Genomic DNA, 25,063 nt, shown 5'->3' with positions numbered 1-25,063 from the left:
CAAATTGACACACCGCCTACAAGGCTTTTACCCTAGCGAACAGCGATTGTAAATTGGTCTTACCAATTATCCAAGAACGCTCAGTGCCTGACCAACAACAATTAGGGGCCACCCCATATGCAAACCTGGCAACAGCTCTACACTCCGCTCGGCAGCCTCGGCTTGTCCGCACTCGCGGCCGTCATCCCCATCGTGTTTTTCTTCCTGGCACTGGCCGTGTTCCGCCTCAAGGGGCATGTGGCCGGCAGCATCACCCTGGCCTTGTCGATCCTCGTGGCGATCTTCGCCTTCCAGATGCCCGTCGACATGGCGTTCGCTGCCGCCGGTTATGGCTTTGCCTACGGTTTGTGGCCGATTGCCTGGATCATTGTCGCGGCCGTGTTCCTCTACAAACTCACGGTCAAGAGCGGTCAGTTCGAGGTGATTCGCAGCTCGGTGCTGTCGATTACCGACGACCAGCGCCTGCAAGTCCTGCTGATCGGTTTCTGCTTCGGTGCGTTCCTTGAAGGCGCCGCCGGCTTCGGTGCACCGGTCGCGATTACTGCTGCGCTGCTGGTGGGCCTGGGCTTCAACCCGCTGTACGCGGCCGGCTTGTGCCTGATCGCCAACACCGCGCCGGTGGCCTTTGGCGCCCTGGGCATCCCGATCATTGTCGCCGGGCAAGTGACCGGCATCGACGCTTTCAAGATCGGCGCCATGACGGGTCGTCAATTGCCGCTGCTGTCGATGTTCGTGCCGTTCTGGCTGGTGTTCATGATGGACGGCATGCGCGGCGTGCGCGAAACCTGGCCGGCCGCACTGGTGGCTGGCGCAAGCTTCGCCGTGACTCAGTACTTCACCTCGAACTTCATTGGCCCGGAACTGCCGGACATCACCTCGGCCCTGGCCAGCCTGATCGCACTGACCCTGTTCCTCAAAGTCTGGCAGCCGAAACGCGCCGCCGGCCAGCACATTGCCGGCGCGGTATCCGCCTCCGTGGTCACTGCCAGTGCCGGTGGTTTCGGCCAGAAGCGCACGACGGTCGCGTCGCCTTACAGCCTCGGTGAAATTTTCAAAGCCTGGTCGCCGTTCCTGATCCTCACCGTGCTGGTCACGATCTGGACCCTGAAGCCGTTCAAGGCGATGTTTGCCGCCGGCGGTTCGATGTACAGCTTCGTGTTCAACTTCGCCATTCCGCACCTTGACCAACTGGTGATCAAGACTGCGCCCATCGTGGCCACGCCAACAGCCATCCCGGCGGTGTTCAAGCTTGATCCGATTTCCGCGACCGGTACGGCGATCTTCTTCTCCGCGCTGATTTCGATGCTGGTCCTGAAGATCAACTTTAGAACTGGTCTGACCACTTTAAAAGAGACCTTCTACGAGCTGCGCTGGCCGATCCTGTCCATCGGCATGGTGCTGGCCTTCGCCTTTGTCACCAACTACTCGGGCATGTCTTCGACCATGGCCCTGGTGCTGGCGGCGACGGGTGCGGCATTTCCGTTCTTCTCGCCGTTCCTCGGCTGGCTGGGTGTGTTCCTGACCGGCTCCGACACTTCGTCCAACGCACTGTTCAGTTCACTGCAGGCGACCACCGCGCACCAGATCGGTGTCAACGACACCTTGTTGGTGGCGGCGAACACCAGCGGTGGCGTGACCGGCAAGATGATCTCGCCACAATCGATCGCCGTGGCCTGCGCCGCGACCGGCCTGGTGGGCAAGGAATCGGATCTGTTCCGCTTCACCCTCAAGCACAGCCTATTCTTTGCAACGATCGTTGGTCTGATCACCCTGGCCCAAGCCTACTGGTTCACTGGCATGCTGGTGCACTAAGGACCACAGGCGACAGAGAAAAAACCGACGCCGGGCCACGCCTCCGGCGTCTGCAATTCACACCCCGGTCTGTAAGGCTGCTGAAAGCTTGCCTGTCTATATTCAGCGGCCTCTACAGACGAATAACCGGGACCACCCGGAGACACGCCTGATGAGCGAGCTTTTTTACAACGCCGTGCCGAATGCGACCCGAGTCGCCCCGCCACTGCCCGAGCCTCGGCAATACCCCAGCGAAAAACCGCAACGGGTGTACCTGTTCGGGACCTGCGTGGTCGATCTGTTCTACCCGGAAGCGGGCATGGACGCGATTCACCTGCTGGAGCGCGAAGGCATTCGCGTCGAATTCCCGCAAGGTCAAAGCTGCTGCGGGCAACCGGCCTACACCTCGGGTTACACCGAGCAGGCGCGGACCGTCGCCCGCTCGCAACTGGCGCTGTTCGCCGGAGACTTCCCGGTGGTGGTGCCTTCGGGCTCTTGCGCAGGCATGTTGCGTGAACACTACGCCGACCTGTTCAAGGATGAGCCGCAAACGTTGAAGCAGGTCCAGGCGCTCGCCGCCCGAACCTATGAACTGGCCGAGTTCCTGTTGTTTGTCTGCAAGGTGCAGCTCAAGGACAATGGCGAGCCGGTGAAGGTGGCGCTGCACACCTCGTGCTCGGCACGCCGGGAAATGAACACCCACTTGCATGGCCGCGAGTTGTTGGCGCAGTTGAGCAACGTGGAACGGGTCAACCACGACCACGAAAGCGAGTGCTGTGGCTTTGGTGGGACATTCAGCGTCCGTATGCCGGACATTTCAGGCGCGATGGTGGCGGACAAGACCCGAGCGCTGAAGGAATCCGGCGCACACAAGGTGCTGAGTGCCGACTGCGGCTGCCTGATGAACATCAACGGCTCGCTGGAAAAACAGCAAGAGGCGTTGCGCGGTCAGCATCTGGCCAGTTTCCTCTGGCAGCGTACCGGAGGTGGCCAATGAGCACTTCCGCGATTATTCCTACGGTTGCCGTGGAAGAAGATTTCCGCACCCGTGCTCACGAGGCATTGGGTGATGCGCAATTGCGAAACAACTTTCGCAAGGCGATGGATTCACTGATGACCAAGCGGGCGGCGGCTTTCAGCGACGCCCACGAACGAGAACATTTGCGTGCGCTGGGCAATGCCGTCCGCGCCCGTGCGTTATCCAAGCTGCCCGAGCTGCTCGAGCAACTTGAACAGAACCTGACCCGCAACGGTGTGACAGTGCACTGGGCGGAAACGGTGGACGAGGCCAATGGCATCGTCCTTTCGATCATCCGCGCTCACGAGGGGCGGCAAGTGATCAAGGGCAAATCGATGGTCAGCGAAGAAATGGAGATGAACCATTTCCTCGCTGATCGGGGCATTGAATGCCTGGAATCGGACATGGGCGAGTACATCGTCCAGCTCGACCACGAGAAGCCTTCACACATAATCATGCCGGCGATCCACAAGAATGCCGGTCAGGTCGCGTCCTTGTTCCACGACAAACTTGGCGTGGAATACACCAAGGACGTTGACCAGCTTATTCAGATCGGTCGCAAGGTCTTGCGGCAGAAATTCTTCGAAGCGGACATCGGCGTTTCCGGCGTCAACTTCGCCGTGGCCGAAACCGGCACCCTGCTGCTGGTGGAGAACGAAGGCAACGGCCGCATGACCACCACCGTGCCACCGGTGCACATCGCCGTCACCGGTATTGAAAAAGTCGTGGAAAACCTGCGCGATGTGGTGCCCCTGCTGTCGCTGCTGACCCGCTCGGCCCTGGGCATTCCCATCACCACCTACGTCAACATGATTTCCGGCCCGCGCAAGGAACATGAGCTCGACGGCCCGCAGGAAGTTCACCTGGTCCTGCTCGACAACGGTCGCAGCCAGGCCTTCGCCGACAGCGAGTTGCGCCAGACCCTGAACTGCATTCGCTGCGGCGCCTGCATGAATCACTGCCCGGTCTACACACGAATCGGCGGCCATGCCTATGGGGAGGTTTACCCCGGGCCTATCGGAAAAATCGTCACGCCGCACATGGTCGGCCTGGCCAAGGTCCCGGACCACCCGAGCGCATCGTCACTCTGTGGTGCCTGCGGTGAAGTGTGTCCGGTGAAAATTCCGATCCCGTCACTGTTGCGCCGCCTGCGCGAGGAAAACGTCAAGGCGCCGGACAGCCCTAACCCGGTGATGCGTGGTCAGGGCAGCAAATACTCACGCAAGGAGCGCTTCATCTGGAACGCCTGGGCCAGGCTCAACAGCTCGCCGACCCTGTATCGCCTGTTCGGCTTCTTCGCCACACGCCTGCGCGCGCTCACACCGAACAATGTCGGCCCGTGGACGCAAAACCACAGCGCGCCGAAACCCGCCGCCCGCTCATTGCATGACATGGCTCGCGAGCATCTGGCCAAACAGGGAGACCGTTGATGAGCGCCAAGCAAAACATCCTCGCCAAACTGCGCAAAAGTCTGACAGGTACCACGCCTGTAGCTGACAACTTCGATGTCGACCTGGTGACGCAGCCTTACACCTACAGCGCGGAACAACGCATCCCGCAACTGCGCAAGCTGATGGAAGCGGTGCACACCGAAATCCATCTGAGCACCGCTGACGACTGGCCAGCACTGCTCGCGCAATTGCTCAAGGAGCGGCAACTGCCAAGCTTGCTGATAGCGCCGACCACAGCTCACGGTCAACGTGTCACACAGCACTGGGCGACAAACCCCGGGTTGCCGGCACTCAAATCCTACGACCGCCCGGTGGAAGAGTGGAAAGCCGAACTGTTCAATGACACCCCGGCCAGCCTCACTGGCACCCTCGGTGCCATTGCGGCCACCGGCAGCCTGATTCTCTGGCCGACCCGTGAAGAACCGCGCTTGATGAGCCTGGCCCCGCTGGTGCATTTCGCGTTGCTCAAGGCCAGCGAAATCCGCGACAACTTCTATCAAGTGCAGCAAGAGTTTGAATGGGCGCAAGGCATGCCGACCAATGCGCTGCTGGTGTCCGGTCCCTCGAAAACTGCTGACATCGAGCAGGTCCTGGCGTACGGCGCCCATGGTCCGAAAGACCTGGTGGTGTTGATCCTGGAGGACCAATGAGTCTACCGGCGGCTTTCCTGCGTGATGCGCAGCAACTGATTCCTCAAGAACGGCGTTTTGACGACCCGCTGTCGACCCTGGCCTTTGGCACCGACGCCAGTTTCTATCGGCTGATTCCGCAGCTGGTGATCCGCGTCGAGTCAGAAGACGAAGTCGTCACACTGCTGAAACTGGCGCAACGAGATCGCGTGCCGGTGACCTTCCGCGCCGCCGGCACCAGCCTGTCCGGCCAGGCCATCAGTGACTCGGTGCTGATCGTGCTGGGGGATAACTGGAACGGTCGGGAGATCCGCGACCAAGGCACGCAAATCCGCCTGCAACCGGGGGTGATCGGCGCCCAGGCCAACGCTTGGCTGGCACCGTTCGGGCGCAAGATCGGCCCGGATCCGGCGTCGATCAATGCCTGCAAGATCGGCGGCATCGTCGCCAACAATGCCAGCGGCATGTGCTGCGGCACCGCGCAAAACACCTACCACACCCTGGCCGGTATCCGTCTGGTACTGGCCGATGGCAGCCGTCTCGACACCGAAGACGCCGCCAGCGTCGCAGCGTTCCGGCAGAGCCACGCGCCACTGCTCGAACGCTTGGCAACCTTGGGCCGCGAGACCCGGGCAAACGCCGAACTGGCTGCAAAAATTCGCCACAAGTATCGTCTGAAAAATACCACCGGCCTGTCGCTCAACGCCCTGGTGGATTTCGACGAGCCTGTGGATATCTTGAGCCACTTGCTGGTCGGCTCCGAAGGCACCCTCGGCTTCATCAGCGCGGTCACCTACGACACGGTGATCGACCATCCGAACAAAGCCTCGGCGTTGATCGTGTTCCCGGATGTCGAGACCTGCTGCAACGCGGTCACCGTGTTGAAAAACCAACCGGTTTCGGCCGTTGAACTGCTGGATCGACGTAGCCTGCGCTCAGTGCAGAACAAACCCGGCATGCCGGATTTCGTACAGCATCTGTCGAACAATGCCTGCGCGTTGCTGATCGAATCCCGCGCCGCCTCGTTCACGTTGCTTCACGAACAACTGGCGCAGATCATGGCGTCGCTGAACTCGTTTGCCGTGGAAAAACAGGTCGATTTCACCGAAGACCCACTGGAAAACGCCCGGCTTTGGGCAATCCGCAAGGACACCTTCCCCGCCGTTGGCGCCGTACGCAAAACCGGCACCACGGTGATCATCGAAGACGTCACTTTCCCGGTGGAACAACTGGCGATCGGCGTGAATCGCCTGATCGAGCTGTTCGACAAACATCACTACGACGAAGCGATTCTTTTTGGCCACGCCCTGGAAGGCAACCTGCACTTTGTCTTCACCCAAGGCTTCAACAGCGCAGAAGAAGTCGCCCGTTACCAGGCGTTCATGGACGACGTGGCGCAACTCGTCGCGGTGGAGTTCGGCGGCTCGCTGAAGGCCGAACACGGCACCGGGCGCAACATGGCGCCCTTCGTCGAACTGGAATGGGGCAGCGACGCCTACCAGTTGATGTGGCAGCTCAAACGCCTGCTCGATCCCAATGGCATTCTCAATCCGGACGTGGTGCTCAGCGAAGATCCGCAGATCCATCTCAAGCACTTGAAACCGCTGCCGGCCGCCGACGAGATTGTGGATAAGTGCATCGAGTGCGGTTTCTGCGAACCGGTTTGCCCGTCGAAAGGCCTGACCTTGAGCCCGCGCCAGCGCATCGTGATCTGGCGCGACATCCAGGCGAAAAAACGTGCGGGCATCGACACCTCCGAACTCGAAGCCGCCTACGACTATCAAGGCATCGACACCTGCGCCGCCACCGGCCTGTGCGCGCAACGCTGCCCTGTAGGCATCAATACTGGCGAGCTGGTGAAAAAACTGCGCAGCCGTAAGGCAACGCATGGGAAAACCGCTTCCTGGCTTGAAGGACATTTCGCCACGGCGCTGCAAGGGGCTCGCTTCACGCTGCACGTGGCCAACGGTGCACGCATGCTGTTGGGCGCGCCGCGGCTGGCGAAGCTCTCGGCGTCACTGACCCGAGTGTCCAAAGGCCAGGTACCGCTATGGACCAACGCCATGCCGCAGCCGGAACGCGCCATTCGCTTCAGCCCGGCGGTGACGGACGCCCGCCCGCGCGTGGTCTACCTGGCCGCCTGCGTGTCACGCGCCATGGGCCCAGCGGCGGGCGACAAGGAGCAAATGTCGCTGCACGACAAGACCCGCAACCTGCTGGAAAAGGCCGGTTATCAAGTGGTCTATCCGGACAACCTCGACAACCTGTGCTGCGGTCAACCCTTCGCTTCCAAAGGCTACGCCGAGCAGGCCGAACACAAGCGCCAGGAACTGATCGGCGCCCTGTTGCACGCCAGCCGTGGCGGCCTCGACCCGATCTATTGCGACACCAGCCCCTGCACCCTGCGCCTGGTTCAGGACCTGGGCGAAACACGCCTGGACCTGTACGACCCGGTGCGTTTCATCCGCACGCACTTGATGGATCGCCTGGAGTTCACACCCCAGGACGCGCCGATTGCCGTGCACGTGACCTGCAGTACCCAGCATCTGGGCGAAAGCCAGGCGCTGATCGACCTGGCGCGCAAGTGCAGCAAGAACGTGGTGATCCCCGAAGGCATTCATTGCTGTGGTTTTGCCGGTGACAAAGGCTTCACCACACCTGAACTGAACAGGCATTCCCTGCGCTCACTCAAGGACGCGGTGCAGCACTGTGATGAGGGGATATCCACCAGCCGCACCTGCGAAATCGGCCTGACACAGCATGGAGGTATCGATTATCACGGCCTGGTCTACCTGGTGGACCGGGTGACTCGCGCCAGGGTGATCTGAAGAAAAATAGAACCCTGACGGCTGGCTGTAGTCCATCGATCAAGGCCCCTCGCAAACGGGGCCTTCCCACTACGGCAGCCGTGCTGACGGTCAGCGAACCCTGGCCCATCAGTTCAAGGAGATACCCATGAAACGTTCTGTACTGTTAGGTCTTTTCGTTACTGCTTCGATGATGGCAAGTGCCTCGTTCGCCGCCGAAGATCTGTGCGCGGTCAACCTGCAAACCCTCAACAATGCCAAGGCCCAAATCCAGGGCACCGACATGCAGGCCCGGGTTGAGGCCAGTGTTCAAACAGCCAAGGCCTATCAGGCCGAGAACACCAAGCAGGGCACGGAGAAATGCATTACCGAGACCACCCAGACCATCCAGGACATCCAGAACGCAAACAAAGGCGGTAAAGGCTGATTGCCACGTGAGGCCAACCTTCGGGTTGGCCTTCCGGGCCGCGTTGGCGTACACTGTGCAGGTCTGCTGCTCACAGGCTGCAAAGAGCATCAGACTCGGGGCCGTTTTGGATTCGACGCCGGTTGCGAAACTTTAGGTGCATGCCGAGTTGGTAACAGAACTCGTAAATCCACTGTTGCAACTTCTTATAGTTGCCAATGACGAAAACTACGGCCAGGAATTCGCTCTCGCTGCGTAAGCAGCCTTAGCCCTGAGCTTCTGGTACCTTCGGGTCCAGCAATCACCAGGGGATGTCTGTAAACCCAAAGTGATTGTCATATAGAACAGAATCGCCGTGCAGTACGTTGTGGACGAAGCGGCTAAAACTTACACAACTCGCCCAAAGCACCCTGCCCGTCGGGTCGCTGAGGGTTAACTTAATAGACACGGCTACGCATGTAGTACCGACAGCGGAGTACTGGCGGACGGGGGTTCAAATCCCCCCGGCTCCACCAAATGATCAATCAAAGACGTCCACGGACGTCTTTTTTTGTGTCTGCGACCCAGTAAATCCGCGGCCTCCAGCGCTTTTGCGGTCTTCTGAGATTTTTTGAGTTCCAGCCATTCGGGTATTCCAAACGGTATTCCAGGCCATCCAGTGCTAATCTTTGGAATACCAAATCAGTGCCTGAGGAGAATCTCATGCCTGCTCAAACCCTCCGCCTCTCCGATCGACAGCTCAAGGGAGTCAAACCCGCGTCCAAGGATTACGTCCTCACCGACGGCGACGGTTTGCAGCTCCGTGTACGCAGCAACGGCTCGTTGCTGTGGAACTTCAACTACCGCGAACCGGTAACCAAGAACCGTATCAACATGGGTTTGGGTACCTACCCAGAGCTCTCGCTGGCGAACGCCCGAAAGATGGCGGTCGAAGCGCGCGAGCTGCTCGCCCAAGGCATCGATCCGAAGGTCCAGCGCGATACGCTGAATGAGGCCATGCGAGCAGAAACGGAACACACCTTCGAGAACGTGGCCGCCGCCTGGTTCGAGCTCAAGAAAGACTCAGTCACCCCGGCCTACGCCGAGGACATCTGGCGGTCGCTCACGCTACATGTGTTCCCCGACTTGAAGACGACGCCACTCGCCAAAATCACCGCGCCGATGGTGATCGAATTGCTTCGTCCGATCGAAGCAAAAGGCAGCCTGGAAACGGTAAAGCGTCTTAGCCAACGGCTTAACGAGATCATGACCTACGGCGTGAATTCCGGCCTGATCTTCGCCAACCCGCTCAGTGGCATACGGGCGGTTTTCAAAAAGCCCAAGAAAGTAAACATGGCCGCGCTTCCGCCCGAAGAGCTCCCCGAGCTCATGCTGGAAATCGCGAATGCCAGTATCAAACGCACGACCCGCTGCCTGATCGAATGGCAGTTGCATACCATGACTCGCCCCGCTGAAGCGGCGACCACTCGCTGGGCAGACATCGACTTTGAAAGGCGTGTCTGGACCATCCCTCCAGAGCGGATGAAGAAGCGCCGTCCGCACAGCATTCCGTTGAGCGATCAAACAATAGCGTTGCTGGAAATACTGAAGTCCCATAGCGGTCATCGGGAGTACGTCTTCCCGGCAGACCGAAACCCACGTACTCATGCCAATAGCCAGACCGCGAATATGGCGTTGAAACGCATGGGCTTCCAGGATCGCTTGGTCAGCCACGGCATGCGCTCGATGGCCAGCACCATCTTGAATGAACATGGGTGGGACCCGGAGCTCATCGAAGTGGCGCTGGCACACGTCGACAAGGATGAGGTGCGCAGCGCCTACAACCGAGCCGACTACATCGAACGCCGGCGGCCGATGATGGCTTGGTGGAGCGAGTACATTTTAAAGGCGTCGACGGGCAATCTCTCAGCCAGCGCGATGAATGCGGTCAGGGATCGGAACGTAGTACCGATCCGATAGGGCGGCGACAACGGCGACACTGGCGACATGCCGCGTGGCGTCTACATCCTAGCCGTCTGAGCTAATGGCGACAGTCGCCAACTCGCCTTGCTCTTTGCCTCTCCGGCTAAGCCCCTGAGCACGGGGAGGCTTCGCATCCCCATGCTCAGGGGCTAACATTAGAAAAACGACAAACGGCCACTTTGCTATTGATTTCCACCGACTTCCAAGCCACGCCGGAGCATGAGTCTGGCGCATTTCCATGTGCCCTCCCCCAATTGACCTATGTCCGCGAAACCGATAGAACCAAGGTTCAAAGCGCTGCCTTCGGCAGCACCCAGATGACCAGAGCCTTCAAGGTCATGCCGCTATCACGGTGGTTCATCCCGAAGTGCGATTCGCGCCCGGAGGCTCGCACAGTCATTCGCAAGAGTGATGGACGCCTACTTAACGATCCGCCTAGTGCGGCAACCCGCTAACCCTTAAGCCCTGCAGCAACGAACCTGCTCGGCCAACGTTTTGCGTCAACCCATCGCCCGTCTCTTTCTCCAGAAAAGAGACGGGCGCATCTCACACTGCTGCAGCCCTGCTCGCACGGGCCTTTGCAGCTCTCCCCCTCGTGACAATCGGCGTGACAAACACCGAATGCTCACTCGCAACAGCGATGCCGATGATGGTGCCGCAGTCCAAAGAATGGTCTGCCCCTGACTGACAGTCAGGCATGCCCCGGTCATCACCTCGCAGCCCATACCCGACTCAGGATCTCGCGGCACCGGACTCGTCAGCCAGTGCAGCCTCCACCCGCCCACCGTTATCGGTGCTCAGGAGGCCAGATCATGAGATGCCCAAGCTCCCGGTCGTAAGGAGCCGTCAGTCCCGCGTGAGTGGACAACCCTCACAGGCCGCAGGGGCCTTGATCCCTGATAACACTCAACAACCGTGGCGGGATGAGTGAGGGCGAAGTCGATTATCCCAGGAGAATACCGATGCAACTATGCGAAGCGTTCGAGCCACCACAACCCTTGCTGGAATACCAGCAGGCACCATTGCCCTACCCGGTCGAAGCACTCGGGAAACTGTTGGGCCCTACGGTCGAGCGACTGGCCGAGGTGATCGGCGTGCCCTGCGCCATGGCTGCACAATCGGTCCTGGCCAGCGCTGCCCTGGTGAGCCAGGGTCATGCCAATGTCCAACTCGACGGTCGAACCTATCCGCTGTCCCTCTACCTATTAACGGTGGCGTCCTCAGGTGATCGCAAAAGCGCGGTGGACCATCTCGCACTGAAGGCGGCGCGTGACTGGGAACGACAGCAGTGGACCTTGTATGCGGATAAACTCAAAGCCTATCGCGCCGCTACGAGCATCCTGGCCAAACCCAAAACCGCAAAGAATCACGCGGAGGCGGAAGACAGTGAGCTGTCCGAGCCGGTCCCGCCGAGACTGATCATTGCCGAACCCACCATTGAGGCTCTGGTCAAAAGTCTGTGCCATGGATTACCCAGCATGGGCTTGTTCAATGATGAAGGTGGCCAGTTCTTGGGCGGCAGCACCATGAGCAAAGAGAATCTGCTCAAGGCGATTACCACCTTGTCGACACTGTGGGATGGCAGCCCGATCGACCGGGCGCGCTCCATGGCGGGGGAAAGCCTGCGTGCCTATGATCGCCGTCTCAGCCTGCATTTGATGCTACAGCCTTACTTGGCCAACCAGCTACTCAAAGACCCGGCGATCAATGGCCAAGGCATCTTGGGCCGCTGCCTAATCAGCTGGCCCGAACGTCTGGTCGGTCGGCGTTTGTACAAGGCAGTCGACCTGATGCGAGATGCCAAGGTCCAGCGCTACCAAACGCGCATCACCGCCCTGCTGGATAAGCCATTGTCGCTACACAAAGACGGTTCACTTAACCCCGCCAGGCTGGAACTGACGCCCAGCGCTCGCACTGCCTGGATTGATATTCACGACACCATCGAATGCCAGTCTGGCGAGTTCGGTGAACTGGCGGGCGTCCAATCCGTCGCAGGAAAAGCGGCGGCCAATGTGCTGCGCATCGCCGGTGTGCTTGCGGTAATTGAAGACGCGAATGTAGTGAGTGAGGCCCATATTCAACGCGCCTCAACACTGATGGATTACTACCTGGCGGAGATCCAACGCCTGACCGAAAAAGAGCCAATCAACACTTTACGTGAGGAAGCGGATCGACTGCTGCGCTGGCTGACGCAAAAAGGCTGGACCCAATTCACTATCCGCAACCTCAATCGCAACGGCCCTCGCTTTGCCCGTAAGAGCAGCCATCACACCGCCACACTGCTCGTCGAGCTGATCACGCATAACTGGCTGAACAGTCGCGATGCCAAAACTTTCGAGGTCCGCCATGTTTCGCCTCAATGACGCGGTGCGCTGCTACCAGGCGCAACATCAATTGCAATCAGAAACACTGCATGTCGCCGCTTCTGTCGTCACCTTGTCGCCACACGCCAGTCCAGGAATAACGCGGGTTGTCGCCACTGTCGCCGCTGTCGCCACACCAGCTCTTGCCCCCGCCGAAATCGCCCTGCTGATCGAGCAACTGCGTGAGGAAGGGGCACTGCTGGAACACCAAGAGAACGCCCTCCTGATCCGCCCGACACACTGGCAGCAGGTGGACAGGCTTAGCCCCCACTGGAAAGCCCTGCTGCTCTTTCTGCAAACGAACGAAAACGGTGATGACAATGGCACTGGTCGGTCGGCGTGATGGTCGCAACTTTGGCTATGGCCGCCAGCTGAGCTACGCCGGCCCACAAGCGCTGAAGGATCTGTTTGCCGGTGGCCACTTCGCCACGGTCAGAGCGCATAGCGATCGCTGGCAAGCGTTCGTGCGTTGGTGTCGGTCAGAGAACGGCCCCGGTTACAACGATGCGCGCCAGATTGATCGACAGACGCTGCAAGACTACGCCGCTTACCTGCGCCAGCAGATCCAGCAAGGTGAACTCTGCATTGCCACTGCACAGAACCGCCTGAGCAGCGTCAACCGCACCCTCGCGGCGATGCGCGGTGATCAGGACGTGAGGATCGCCAGTCCGAGTCAGGCGTTGGGACAACAGCGCTCGAGCGTACGCACCCGTGCGCCGGATGGCCAAGACCACCAACAGGTGCAGCGAGTACTCGAGGCGCTCGGCGAACAGCAATACGAGCGGGTGGCCGCGATTGTTCTGTTGGCCCGAACAACCGGTATGCGCCTGCGCGAAGCGATCCTGGCTAACCTGCCGCGACTGCAACGCGAAGCCGAACACTTCGGCCGTATCAACATTCAGGACGGCACCAAAGGTGGCCGCTCGGGGGCATCAGCACCGCGATGGGTCATAGCCAATGAAGCGGTGAAGGCGGCGCTGCAGTTTGCTCGTCATGCAGTACCGACCGGCAGCCGCAACTTGCTGGCCCGAAACGAAAGCTACGCCGCGTTCCTGCAACAGAGCGTGCTCCCCACCCGAGAAACGCTGCATAAACTAGAGCTGAAGTGTTTTCATGAACTGCGAGCAGCCTACGCCTGCGAGCGTTACGAGCAGCTCACCGGCCACGCCGCACCGGTCAATGGTGGTTACTGCTATCGCATTGACCGCGACCTTGATCAGTACGCGCGCCAACATATCAGCCTTGAGCTCGGGCATAACCGGATCGATGTAGTTTCGGCCTACATTGGAGGTCGGGCGTGATCAAACCCTTCGACATGGCGCTGTTCCTAAGCGGCGTACTGACCGGTTCGAAAGTCACGCAGCAGCGCCACCTACACCAAGCCCGAATCATGCAAGCGGCCATTCAACAGCGATGGCAACGTGACAATCCCTGGACCTGGCAGCTCAAGCATGTGCGCTGGTTTCTCACTCAACACATGAAAGACCATTCCGACACCACCCGGTATTACTATCGCCTCACCACCCTATTGATCTGGAAACGATTAGGGAATGACCGAGCAAGGCTGATCCAACGCTCGACTCGTGGCTGAGCAGTGGCCCCCAAAGCGGTTATCGAGTCCAATCAGGCATCATCAAACCCTTATACCAGCGTTTACCCAAGCGAATGACGCTGCTTTCAACATCAGAGCTCTAGAACAGTGGGACAAGGTAGGGTTTGCTATACCGCCGTAAACGGCGAAATAGCAATCGGTCGGCCGCGGTCGTTGCACTCCCCCCGACCTACCACTCCTGCTTTGGGCAGACCCCGAGACTCAAAAAGCGATGCCAGTTAGCGGCTGATTTCTTGGCGAATTACCGTATAGTTGCGTCACAAACCATACCGCCGGCATAGCAAATTACAATGGATAAGAAGCGACTGTCAGAAACGGACATTATCACCAAATTCATCCTTCCGGCTGTCGAGCAATCAGGGTGGAACCCAATGACTCAGCTCCGCCAAGAGGTGAAGCTGCGCGACGGTAAAGTCATCGTTCGCGGTCAGGTGGGTGCCCGTAAAACGGTTAAATCGGCCGACATAGTGCTCTACCACAAACCCAATATGCCGCTAGCCGTGATAGAGGCTAAGGCCAATAAGCACGAAATAGGCAAAGGCATGCAGCAGGGATTGGATTATGCCCGCCTGTTGGACGTGCCCTTTGTATTTGCCAGTAACGGTGACGGTTTTGCTTTCCACGACAAAACTGCTGTCGCCCAAGGCGGTGAGCTAGAGAGTAAAATCACTCTTGCCGACTTCCCTAGCCCCAAGGCTCTGTGGCAGAAGTACTGCGCCTGGAAGGGCTTCACAGAAGACCAGCTGCCGCTCATTACCCAAGACTACTACGACGATGGCAGCGGCAAGTCTCCGCGTTACTACCAGTTGCAGGCTATTAACAAAACCATTGAAGCCGTATCGGCCGGACAAGATCGCATTCTGCTGGTGATGGCCACCGGTACCGGCAAGACCTACACTGCCTTCCAGATAATTTGGCGTTTGTGGAAAGCCAAGAAGAAGAAACGCATCCTGTTCCTGGCCGACCGTAACATCCTTGTTGATCAAACCCGCCTCAATGACTTTCAGCCCTTTGGGCCAGTCATGACCAAAATCACTGGTCGTAAGGTGGATCCTGCCTACGAGATTCATCTGGCGCTCTACCAGGCGCTTACTGGTCCAGAAGAACACCAGAAGGCTTACAAACAGGTTGATCGTGACTTCTTCGACCTGATCGTTATCGACGAATGCCACCGTGGCAGCGCCGCAGATGATAGTGCCTGGCGCGAAATCCTGGAGTACTTCGGATCGGCCACCCAAATCGGCCTCACTGCCACGCCCAAAGAGACCGATGAAGTCTCCAACATCGATTACTTCAACGAGCCAGTTTACACCTACTCACTCAAAGAAGGCATTGAGGATGGTTTCCTCGCCCCCTACAAAGTGGTGCGGGTGGATCTGGATGTCGATTTACAGGGCTGGAGGCCAACCAAGGGTCAGCTCGATCAGAATGGTGAGTTGATCAAAGATCGCATCTACAACCAAAAAGACTTCGACCGTGTCATGGTTATCGACGAGCGCACCCAGCTAGTAGCGGAAACCATTACCGCCTACCTCAAGCGCACCGATCCCATGGCCAAGACCATTGTTTTCTGCAACGACATTGATCATGCCGAACGTATGCGCCGTGCACTGGTCAACCTCAACAAGGATCAGGTCTCCAAGAACGACAAGTACGTGATGAAGATCACCGGCGACGATGAAATCGGCAAAGCTCAGCTGGATAATTTCATCAACCCCAAACGCGCCTACCCAGTTATCGCCACCACCTCAGAATTGATGACCACCGGCGTCGATGCCCAAACCTGCAAGCTGGTGGTACTGGATCAAACCATCCAATCAATGACCAAGTTCAAGCAGATCATCGGTCGTGGCACCCGCATCAATGATAAGTTCAACAAGCTCTGGTTTACCATTCTCGACTTCAAGAAGGCCACCGAGCTCTTCGCGGATGAGCGTTTCGACGGCATCCCCGAGAAAGTCATGATCACTGATCCCACCAAGATCATCGACCAAGATGACCCGAGCTTTGATGATGAGCTCAACAAAGATGACGATGAAGGCAGCCCAGATAACACCGCTGAGTCAGGCGAAGGCAGTACCGATGTAGACACCACCACAGGTGGCTGCGGTTCGGGTGGTGGTGAAGGCGAGCCCTATGTCAAATACCGCGTTAAAGGCGTCGCCGTTAATAAAATCGCGGAGCGCGTCCAGTATTACGACACCGACGGCAAGCTGGTGACCGAGTCGTTTAGGGATTACACCCGCAAAGCAGTTACAAGGCACTTTGCTTCACTGGATGAGTTCGTTCGCAAGTGGAAAGACAGTGAGCGCAAACAGGCGGTGATTGACGAGTTGGCCGCCGAGGGTGTCATCTGGCAGGCATTGGAGGAAGAAGTCGGTAAGGATATGGATCCTTTCGACCTCATTTGCCACATAGCTTACGACCAGCCGCCGCTCACCCGCAAAGAGCGCGCCGAAAATGTCAAAAAGCGCAACTACTTCGCTAAGTATTCGGAGGTTGCCCAGAACGTGCTAAACGTATTGGTTGAACAGTACGCCGATGCTGGCATCAGCCAGCTAGAGCAAGCCGGTCTTGCCGAGCTTAAAGTGCCAAAACTCAAAGCCTTGGGGAACCCCATGCAAATTGTCCAAAATGAATTCGGCGGTAAGCCTCAATATAAACAGGCTTTGAGCGAGTTAGAAGAACAGCTCTATACAAACGATAAAACTGCGTAAAACTGTTTAGACTAGTCGTAATAAGCGCGGTCGCCATCAAACACGCGCCATTTACTAGCGTTAATTGCTAAAGAGAAAATCATGTCCGTCAGCTCTGTAATAAAGTCCATCCAAGACATCATGCGTAAAGACGCCGGCGTCGATGGCGACGCCCAGCGCCTAGGCCAGATGTCTTGGTTGTTGTTCCTCAAAATATTTGACGCTCAAGAGCAGCAGCTTGAGTTCGAGCAGGAAAATTATTACTCACCCATTCCTGGGCGATACTTTTGGCGTAATTGGGCGACCAATAATCAAGGCATTACTGGCGATGAACTACTGAAATTCATAAACGAAGATCTGTTCCCCACACTTAAGAGCCTCACTGTATCCATCGATAAAAATCCCCGAGGATTTGTCGCCAAAGAAGCCTTTAGTGATGCCTTCAACTATATGAAGAACGGCACACTGTTGCGTCAGATGATCAACAAGCTCAATGAAATCGATTTTACCGACTCGAAAGAGCGGCATTTGTTCGGCGATATATACGAGCAAATTCTAAAAGATCTGCAGAGCGCCGGTAACTCTGGTGAGTTCTACACACCGCGAGCCGTTACCCGCTTTATCGTGCAGATGATCGATCCGAAGCTGGGCGAGACTATTTTTGACCCCGCTTGCGGCACCGGCGGCTTCCTCGCCTGCGCGTTTGACCACGTCGAGCAAAACTACGTCACCACTGCCGAAGACCATCAAACGCTGCAGAAGCAAATCCATGGTGTCGAGAAAAAGCAGCTACCGCACTTGCTTTGCACCACCAACATGCTGTTGCACGGTATTGAAGTTCCGGTACAGATCAAACACGGCAACACCCTCAACAAGCCGCTCTCTAGTTGGGCATCTGATATTGATGTCATAGTCTCCAACCCGCCGTTCGGTGGCACAGAAGAAGACGGCATCGAGAAAAATTTTCCCGCTGAAATGCAAACCCGCGAAACCGCAGATCTTTTCCTACAGCTGATCGTCGAGGTTCTAAAAGATAAAGGGCGTGCTGCTGTTGTTCTTCCAGACGGCACTCTATTTGGTGAAGGTGTAAAAACCAAAATCAAAAAAATGCTGATGGACGAGTGTAACCTGCACACCATCGTTCGACTACCTAACTCCGTCTTCGCACCCTACACAAGCATCAAGACCAACATCTTGTTCTTTGAGAAGGGTCAGCCGACTAAAGATATTTGGTACTACGAAGTGCCATTGCCTGCAGGTACTAAAGCCTTTAACAAAACCAAGCCCATGAAGCTAGAAGATTTTAGTGATTGCGCCAACTGGTGGGGAGAAGGCGATACTCAGCAAGAAAAACTCGCCCGTAACAAACGCCAAGCCAACGAGCAAGCGTGGCAGGTGAGCATTGAGGAAATTGTTGCACGCAACTACAACCTCGATATGAAAAATCCCCATCAAGAAGAAAAGATCGGACACGATCCAGACACACTGCTGGCCGATTACTACCAACAGCAAGCGGGTATTCAAGCGCTTCGCGATCAACTCAAAGGCATCCTTGTCGAAGCGCTGTCTAGCAACACAGAAGGTCAGCGGTAATGGGGGCCGAACAACTGGTAACCGACAATATTGGTCTTTGGACATCAGCCATCAGAGCCAAGGCAACTCAGGGTCGTGGAAGTAACAAGAAACGCGAGCTCTATGGCATCAAAAAACTGCGAGAGTTGATTCTGGAACTGGCTGTGCGCGGCAAGCTTGTGCCGCAAGATCCAAATGACGAACCGGCAAGTGAATTCCTAGAACGTATCGCTGATGCCAAAACTCAGTTAATCAAAGATAAAAAAATAAAAAAAGCCAAAATACTATCTGAAATTAAAAATAAAGATGTTTCTTTTCCCCTGCCGGCTAAGTGGCAGTGGGTCAAGCTTGGTGATCTTGTAGAGATGTACAACGGAAGGGCTTTTAAGTCATCCGACTGGGCCACAACGGGCCTACCAATTGTGAGGATTCAGAACCTTAATAATGAAAAGGCCGAATTCAATTACTTTGATGGTGATCTAGCTGACCATCATCGAATAGACAATGGCTCTTTTCTAATTAGCTGGTCAGGAACGCCGGGCACATCTTTTGGCGCATTTATCTGGACTCGCGGTAAAGCAGCACTTAACCAGCACATTAACAAGTGCGTATTTCATACTGATGAAATCAATCTTGTATTCATGAGACTAGCGGTGAATGGCTGCATGAACCATTTCATTGAAATGGCTCAAGGCGCAGTAGGGCTAAAACACGTAACAATAGGAACATTAAACAATGCAATATTTGGCTTCCCTCCTTTATCCGAACAAGAACGAATAGTAGCGAAAGTAGATGAGCTGATGGGCCTCTGTGATCAGCTGGAGCAACACACCGAAGCAGGTATCGAAGCCCATCAAGTTCTGGTCGAAACTCTGCTGGAATCCTTAACCAACGCCAAAGATGACATTGACCTCAGCGAAAACTGGGGACGCCTGAGTGAACATTTCGACACGCTGATAACAACCGACTTTGCCGTGGAACAGCTTAAAAAGGCTATTTTACAGCTGGCTGTTATGGGGAAACTAGTCCCACAGGATCCAGCTCAAGAGCCCGCCAGCGAATTACTTAAACGCATAGTTGCTGATAAAAAACAACTTATCAACGAGGGGAAAATCAGAACCACCACCCCCCTGCCGGAAATTACCGTTGAGGAAAAACCGTACTCGCTACCTAAGGGATGGGAGTGGTGCAGAATTGATACGTTGACAAAATATTCTGAAGCTGGCTGGAGTCCAAAGTGCCATGATTTCGCCAGAGAGAAAAATGCCTGGGGTGTTCTAAAAATTAGCGCAGTTACTTGGGGTGAATTCAAACCGCAAGAAAATAAACGACTACCAGATAATTTAGAACCAAGGCCAGAGCTTGAAGTCCGGGAAAATGACTTCCTAATATCTCGCGCAAACACACCTGAGCTCGTAGCGAGATCTGTGGTTGTTCCATTTGGAACTGAGACGAAGCTAATGATGAGCGACAAAATCATTAGATTTACTTTTAGCGAACATGTCTCACCGAGTTATCTGAGCCTTGCAAATAACTCACAATGTTCCAGGGCGTATTATGCTCGCATAGCTGGTGGAACAAGCAGTTCAATGAAGAATGTATCAAGACATCAAATTCAGATGCTTGCAATTGCACTCCCTCCATTAGAAGAGCAGATCCGAATAGTTGACAAAGTTAATCAGCTTCTGGCTATGTGCGACCAACTAAAAGCTCGTCTATGCGAAGTTCAAACCACGCAGCTGAACCTGGCGCAGGCCGTAGTCTATGGTGTGATTGGTGAGCCCGTAAAAGGCACAGAAGCCCCCGAGAGCAATACGAATGATATGAAAATCACGACAACGTTGTCACTAAATCACGAAGATTTTGAGGATGATGCGATTATAGCGCCAATTATTCTTGAGTTAGGCGGCTCGGCAGATGCGAAGGATGTATGGGGCAAGACAAGGCTAAGCCTTCCTGAGTTTTACGCCCAATTAAAGTTAGAGATCGACGCTCTGTATATTAAAAAACCGGCTAGCGCAGAATTTAAAGAGGCATAAAAAGTGAAGTTAAAGGAACTAACGATACCCAACCACAAGGGATTTGTTGACTTTACAATAACGTTCGACAATAAATCGCCAATTACTACGGTGATTGGCCGGAATGGCGTCGGGAAGTCGAATCTTATTGAGATAATTGTCTGTATTTATAGGGCGATTGATCTAGGCGAATCAACAGATTTTAGCTACACCCTGGCCTATGAGTGTCGAGGCCATGATATAAAAATCATATTTGATGTTGAAAATAAGCTCAATAATCTAGTCATGATTGATGGCGGCAAAAAATCGTTTGCGTTTCTAAAGAGTTATGCTAATGAGTATCTTCCGCTTAACATCTTCACCTACTACTCCGGAACCAACGAGCGAGTTGAGCAACTATTCGTAAAGCATCAAACACGTTTTTATGAGGCCCTTACCAAGGGTGATAACCAGTTAATTCGACGTTTTTTTTATTGTCGCGATGTTCATAGTTTCTTCGTGCTTTTAGCCTTCTTGGTTGATGATGATCCGTCCTGCAAAGAGCTGTTGGAGCAGCTTAATATAGCATCGCTGGACTCGGTGCTTTTCTGTCTGAAAAAACCGTACTGGTATAAAGGTAAACCTTCAGAAGTTATGCGCGAAGAAGGAGATCCACGATTCTGGTATTCCCGTGGCGTGGTCAAAGAATTTCTTGATAATTTGTGGCGCTATGCTGTCGCCCCTATTGATAATACAGAACGAAAAACGGTTGATTTTCGAGGTCGCTCAGAGACCCAGGATCGCCTTTATCTGTTTTTATCGGATGATAGTGCGCTAAAAGGTTTGGCCTCAGAATACCCAGATGCCACATCGCTCTTCAAGAACATTGAAAGCACCTATATCGCAGACCTGCTTGAATATGTTCAAGTAACTGTAACGCTGATCGACGGCAAGAAATTAACTTTCTCAGCTCTTTCTGAAGGTGAGCGCCAACTATTAACTGTATTAGGCTTAATGAAGTTCACTAGAGGTGACGAGTCTTTATTCCTGCTAGACGAGCCGGACACGCACTTAAACCCTCGGTGGAAATTAAGCTACTTTGATCAAATTGAGAAGATTCTAGATCACGAGATTGAAGGTAGTAACCTCAACGCTTGGCAAACTAGCCAGGTCGTATTGACCACGCACGACCCAATAATGTTGACGTCACTGTATGCCGAACAGATTCGAGTACTAACTGAGAGCGATGACTCTGGAAAGCAATCTGAAACACCTACACAAGACCCAATCAACATGGGAATTGAAGCAATAATTCAATCCGATTTGTATGGAATTCGAACAAGCTTAGATAATTCCATACAGGAATTAATCGATAGAAGATTTGAAATTTCAAAGGCTCTTGACGGGGTCGACAATGACTCTAAAAAGAGAAAATTGCTTTGGCAGATTCACCTGATAAATATTGAGCTAGATGAAATGGGTCAGTCGGTGTCGCATCCCAACCCTTATTTTTCTAGGTTTGCTAAAGCAATGAGCGAATCCGAGATTTTTAAAAAGCCAAACTACACCCACGAAGAATATGAAGCAATTCAAAAGCTGGCCCTTTCAAATCTTAATAAGATCATGACTGAAGAGGGCATGAAATGATTCATATCGACGCGCCTTTCCAGACGGCTGACTATAAAAGATTAAGTGAAATTGACCGAGTACCGCAAGTCATTAAAAACTGGATCACCCAAGCAAGCGCTCACGAAAAAGTGCTATTAGATAACGCAATTACATTAACTGAAAAATACAAATATATTGAAGAAAAATCTGGATTTTGGCGCTCCAAAAGGCTTACAAAATGGCTTCTCGGAATAAGTTACAATAAGTGCTGGTACAGCGAAGCTAAGTTTGCCGGTGACTCTGCCGAGCTAGAGCATTGGAGACCCAAAAAAGCCACTCACGACTTTAGTAAAAACAAAATACACGATGGCTATTACTGGCTTGCATTTAACCTTACAAACTATAGAATTTCAAAGGGAAAACTTAATAGAATCAAAGGAAATTTTTTCCCACTAATAGAAGAAGCCACTAGGGCTGGTGGATCCCACGTACCGCACATAGCAGAAAAACCTTTGTTCCTAGATCCAATTTCACCGTCTGATCATCAATGCTTAAGCTTTAACGATAAGGGCGAGGCAATATTTAATGAGGGCATTCTAACGCCAAGGGCCGAAGAGAGAGCCATCACAACAATTAAATATTTTGGCTTAAATACAGATTCTTTAATCACGGAAAGACGCCTCCTATGGTCAACAGTAAGGCAAAACTACGCAAATTATATTAATCATATAAAGCTGGCGAATGATGGATGTCCGGCCTCACAAGGCATAGCGGACACTTATGCTCATGAAATTCATTATCTCATACATGAAACTTCAGCTTTTTCATCGACCGCTAGAGCCGCACTTAAGACGTTACGAGAGCCTACTGCAGATGCGTTCGCAATGAGCGCGGGGAAACCTAGGCCGTCCAATGAACACAAGGCTTGAGATTAGTTATAGATTGGTTGACCACGAGTTTAGATGGGGCAGCGTGAGTAATGGCCGCACATTGTCATTAAAGCCAAGGGGGGGGCATATGTCGAATAACTGGATGATTCGAGCTGGACGTGGAGGCGTTTACATAGAAGATTTTGAGAAGGGTTACGCCGCTATTGGTTGGTCACAACTAGGAGATTTAACCCAATACTCTACAAGCGCCAGCCTGCGCCAAGAGTACATAGAGATTTACGGCAACGATAAACCTTCGGCCACCGCCAATGCGGTCGCTATGATCCTAAAATTTCGTGATCAAATCACCGCCGGGGATCACATCGTTACCTATAATCCAGAAACGCGGGAATACCTCCTAGGTATCGACCAAGGCGAGTATCAGTATCAGCCTGATACCGTTGGCGACTATGCCAACCTTCGTAAGGTTGAGTGGTTGGGTAAAGTCAGCCGTGATCAGCTACCACAGAAAGCGAAAAACTCCCTCGGCTCAACTCTGACGCTTTTCTCCATAAGTCAGGAAATCATCGACGTGTTTACAGCTGTGTTGGAGGGTAAAGCTCCCAGCCCCCTGGTCAATGACACAGATGAAGTTGAAACCGAAGTGGAGCAGCTAAAAGATGAAACTGTGGCCCAAAGCCATGAGCTCATCAAAGACAAAATCGTCGCTCTGCTACCTGACGAGATGGAAGAATTGGTGGCAAGCATACTCCGCGCCATGGGTTACAAAGCCAAGGTATCACCCAAGGGGCCAGATCGAGGGGTAGACGTTATCGCCTCACCCGATGGATTAGGCCTCACTCAGCCACGTATCAAGGCTGAGGTAAAGCATCGCAATGGTTCGATGGGGGCTCCCGCGATTCGTAGCTTTATCGGTGCGCTACGTGAAGGTGACTCAGGCTTGTTTATTAGTACTGGTGGTTTCACTCGTGAGGCCCGCTACGAAGCCGAACGATCCAGCATTCAGCTCACCTTGGTCGACCTGGACGATTTGGCCGACCTGATCGTAAGCCACTACGAGAGCATCGATCTGGAGGGGCGTGCACTGGTGCCGCTGGTGCGGATCTACTGGCCGGTGAGTTAAATAGTGAATCGCCCCTGATTTCGTAACGCAGCCAAGCGTCTCCTTCTCTGGCCGATGACCAGTAGATATCTGCCGCTCACCACTAAGCGTGCGGGTCAGATCGAGTGCAAACAGGTGGTCGAGTGGAGTGCCGTATTCCAATTGGTATTCCAATCAAAAATTAAAGATCTACATTAGCTATATAAATCAATAATTTAATGATCGAATTCAAGTTACCCCGGCCCACCAAATCAGCAACACGAAAAAGGCACCAGGCGATCATCGCCGGTGCCTTTTTTTATGCCTGAAGGGTCTGCACCTTCCTGCGCCAAACGCCCACACTACAAACAAAATCGAATATCAAAATAATAATTAATTCCTTTTAAGAATATAACCACTCTTCTATAACTGTCCGAAAGGCAACACCTCACAAGTGTTTCCCCACAGACAGTGCATCAACACAATTGGTTGAGCAGCAACACAAAAAACCTTTCACCCATAAAAATCCCTTTATTTTCAGTTAGATAAAGGTTGGATCGGTTTTTGCTGAGCCCTGTCACCGTCTCTGTTTGTAGAGCGACAGCACAGGAATTCAACCATGACTGCTCCTTTGAACGTTATCGCCGTCTCCGGCGGCGCTTACCGCCCTTCCCGCACTCAGGTGCTCACTCAGGCCATCCTCGATGAGGTCGGTCGGCATCTGAATATCAGCGGCCGCGTCATTGAACTGGCCGATCTTGCTCGCGATGTGGGTGGTGCGTTGAGCCGCAAGGAATTGGCTGCTGAAACCGAGGCGCAATTGCAGGCCATCGAGAGCGCGGATCTGTTGATCGTGGCGTCGCCGGTGTATCGCGGTTCGTACCCCGGTCAGCTCAAGCATCTGTTTGACCTGATTGATCAGGACGCGTTGATCGACACGCCGGTGCTGCTCGCTGCGACGGGGGGCAGTGCGCGTCATGCGTTGGTGATCGATCATCAGCTGCGTCCGCTGTTCAGTTTTTTCCAGTCGTTGACTTTGCCCTTGGGCGTGTACGCCAGCGAAGCCGACTTCAATAACTACCGCGTCAGCTGCGAGCTGTTGCAGGCGCGTATTCGCCTGGCGGTGGAGCGCGCCCTGCCGTTCTTCGGTGCTCACCAACGTTTGCGCCAGAGCGCCTGA

The 25,063-nt window shown here is 54.5% G+C and carries 18 protein-coding genes and 1 other RNA gene; all 19 read left to right on the top strand.

Features of this window, described 5'->3' with window-relative positions:
• The first annotated feature begins 117 nt into the window (after positions 1–117).
• A complete protein-coding gene (locus EIY72_RS20855; RefSeq protein WP_093226810.1) occupies positions 118–1,812 on the top strand; it encodes a lactate permease LctP family transporter in 1,695 nt (564 codons plus the stop codon).
• Positions 1,813–1,963: 151 nt separating this feature from the next.
• The gene (locus EIY72_RS20850) at positions 1,964–2,788 is read left to right on the top strand and encodes a (Fe-S)-binding protein (protein WP_093226811.1); all 825 of its coding nucleotides are present in this window, start codon (positions 1,964–1,966) and stop codon (positions 2,786–2,788) included.
• Complete coding sequence (locus EIY72_RS20845) at positions 2,785–4,239, top strand: LutB/LldF family L-lactate oxidation iron-sulfur protein (RefSeq protein ID WP_093226812.1); 1,455 nt, start codon at positions 2,785–2,787, stop codon at positions 4,237–4,239. Before EIY72_RS20850 ends, EIY72_RS20845 begins: the two co-directional genes overlap by 4 nt.
• Positions 4,239–4,910 carry a LutC/YkgG family protein gene (locus EIY72_RS20840; protein ID WP_093226813.1) on the top strand — a complete coding sequence of 224 codons (672 nt, stop codon included), beginning with the start codon at positions 4,239–4,241 and terminating at the stop codon, positions 4,908–4,910. The genes EIY72_RS20845 and EIY72_RS20840 overlap by 1 nt, the downstream gene beginning before the upstream one ends.
• Positions 4,907–7,717, top strand: coding sequence for an FAD-binding and (Fe-S)-binding domain-containing protein (locus EIY72_RS20835; RefSeq protein WP_093226814.1), 2,811 nt, complete (start codon positions 4,907–4,909; stop codon positions 7,715–7,717). Before EIY72_RS20840 ends, EIY72_RS20835 begins: the two co-directional genes overlap by 4 nt.
• Before the next feature lie 127 nt (positions 7,718–7,844).
• Positions 7,845–8,123: a hypothetical protein gene (locus EIY72_RS20830; RefSeq protein ID WP_093226815.1), complete on the top strand. Its 279-nt coding sequence runs from the start codon at positions 7,845–7,847 to the stop codon at positions 8,121–8,123.
• A gap of 97 nt (positions 8,124–8,220) precedes the next feature.
• Positions 8,221–8,617, top strand: a transfer-messenger RNA (tmRNA) gene (ssrA, locus tag EIY72_RS20825).
• Positions 8,618–8,804: 187 nt separating this feature from the next.
• Complete coding sequence (locus EIY72_RS20820) at positions 8,805–10,061, top strand: integrase domain-containing protein (RefSeq protein WP_093226816.1); 1,257 nt, start codon at positions 8,805–8,807, stop codon at positions 10,059–10,061.
• Between the two features lie 965 nt (positions 10,062–11,026).
• A complete protein-coding gene (locus tag EIY72_RS20810) occupies positions 11,027–12,427 on the top strand; it encodes a YfjI family protein (RefSeq protein ID WP_093226817.1) in 1,401 nt (466 codons plus the stop codon).
• On the top strand, positions 12,411–12,770 hold the full coding sequence (locus EIY72_RS20805; RefSeq protein WP_093226818.1) for a hypothetical protein: 360 nt from the start codon (positions 12,411–12,413) through the stop codon (positions 12,768–12,770). Before EIY72_RS20810 ends, EIY72_RS20805 begins: the two co-directional genes overlap by 17 nt.
• A complete protein-coding gene (locus EIY72_RS20800) occupies positions 12,748–13,728 on the top strand; it encodes an integrase domain-containing protein (protein ID WP_093226819.1) in 981 nt (326 codons plus the stop codon). The genes EIY72_RS20805 and EIY72_RS20800 overlap by 23 nt, the downstream gene beginning before the upstream one ends.
• A complete protein-coding gene (locus EIY72_RS20795) occupies positions 13,725–14,018 on the top strand; it encodes a hypothetical protein (protein WP_093226820.1) in 294 nt (97 codons plus the stop codon). Before EIY72_RS20800 ends, EIY72_RS20795 begins: the two co-directional genes overlap by 4 nt.
• Positions 14,019–14,329: 311 nt before the next feature.
• Positions 14,330–16,756 (top strand): EcoAI/FtnUII family type I restriction enzme subunit R, encoded by a 2,427-nt coding sequence (gene hsdR / locus EIY72_RS20790; RefSeq protein WP_093226821.1) that lies wholly within the window; start codon positions 14,330–14,332, stop codon positions 16,754–16,756.
• Between the two features lie 81 nt (positions 16,757–16,837).
• Positions 16,838–18,328, top strand: a complete 1,491-nt coding sequence (locus EIY72_RS20785) for an N-6 DNA methylase (RefSeq protein WP_093226822.1) — start codon at positions 16,838–16,840, stop codon at positions 18,326–18,328.
• Entirely contained in the window at positions 18,328–20,346 is a 2,019-nt protein-coding gene (locus EIY72_RS20780; RefSeq protein WP_093226823.1) for a restriction endonuclease subunit S, read from the top strand. The genes EIY72_RS20785 and EIY72_RS20780 overlap by 1 nt, the downstream gene beginning before the upstream one ends.
• A gap of 3 nt (positions 20,347–20,349) precedes the next feature.
• On the top strand, positions 20,350–21,951 hold the full coding sequence (locus EIY72_RS20775) for an AAA family ATPase (RefSeq protein ID WP_093226824.1): 1,602 nt from the start codon (positions 20,350–20,352) through the stop codon (positions 21,949–21,951).
• The gene (locus EIY72_RS20770) at positions 21,948–22,841 is read left to right on the top strand and encodes a hypothetical protein (protein WP_132680166.1); all 894 of its coding nucleotides are present in this window, start codon (positions 21,948–21,950) and stop codon (positions 22,839–22,841) included. Before EIY72_RS20775 ends, EIY72_RS20770 begins: the two co-directional genes overlap by 4 nt.
• 88 nt (positions 22,842–22,929) lie before the next feature.
• Complete coding sequence (locus EIY72_RS20765; RefSeq protein WP_093226825.1) at positions 22,930–23,925, top strand: restriction endonuclease; 996 nt, start codon at positions 22,930–22,932, stop codon at positions 23,923–23,925.
• Positions 23,926–24,502: 577 nt separating this feature from the next.
• Positions 24,503–25,063, top strand: coding sequence for an FMN reductase (msuE, locus tag EIY72_RS20760; protein ID WP_093226826.1), 561 nt, complete (start codon positions 24,503–24,505; stop codon positions 25,061–25,063).

It is taken from the genome of Pseudomonas vancouverensis (assembly GCF_004348895.1).
GTDB classification, from domain to species: Bacteria; Pseudomonadota; Gammaproteobacteria; order Pseudomonadales; family Pseudomonadaceae; genus Aquipseudomonas; species Aquipseudomonas vancouverensis.
The sequence above is the reverse complement of the archived record's forward strand: the minus strand, read 5'-3'. Positions and strand labels throughout refer to the sequence as shown.